Below are 717 nucleotides of genomic sequence, written 5' to 3' on the forward strand. Positions count from 1 at the left end.
ACCGCGACCCTGGCCGGCGGGCAGGTGGACCGGCAGGTGTTCACCGTCCCGTACCTGGGCAACGCAATCCGCGCCCTGCGCGATCCCGTGGTCTTGAAGGTCCTGATGTACGGCGCCCCGGCCGCCCTCGTCCTCCTGCTCCTCGCCTCCATCTGGCGCAAAAACCCCGACGCCGGTACCGCCGCTGCGGACACCGCCGCTACCGCCGCGGGCGTGGGCGCTGCGGCCGGGCGGCCGTTGCCGGCTTTTGACCGCCGCCCCCTCAGGCGCCTGGCCCGGGAGATGAAGAGCAAGGAAGCGGCCCGGAAGTTCGCCGCCGCCTACGCCAGGCTGCTGCCGGCCCGGGTGGAGCGGATCAGCCACGCCCTGCGCACCGGCAACACCGAGCTCGCCATGGACGCGGTGCTCAGCCTGAAAACCAGCTCCTCGATGGTCGGGGCGCTCCGGATGGAACAACACTGCCTCCGCCTCGAACACGCCCTGGCCACGACCGACCACACCGCCGCAATCCGGGCCGGGGACGCCGTCCGCGAGCACCAGGCCCAGCTGGAAAAAGCCCTGGACGGCAACACCGCCCGGCGCGCCGCCTGAAATCCTCCAAGAACCGGACCCGGTGCCCTGCCCTTACCGCCTGAAAACGGTGAGAATGGAACCGACCACCGGGCCTGACAGAAAGCCGCCGACCTTGCGAAGAAGCCGGAGCACCGCCGACACCGC

At 71.3% G+C, this 717-nt stretch carries 1 protein-coding gene; it reads left to right on the forward strand.

The features are described from left to right. On the forward strand, positions 1-591 hold a 591-nt coding region (locus AC1DJW_RS26485), incomplete at its 5' end, for an Hpt domain-containing protein (protein WP_476902954.1). Positions 592-717: the final 126 nt, after the last annotated feature.

The organism is Arthrobacter sp. 05L417, from assembly GCF_056397865.1.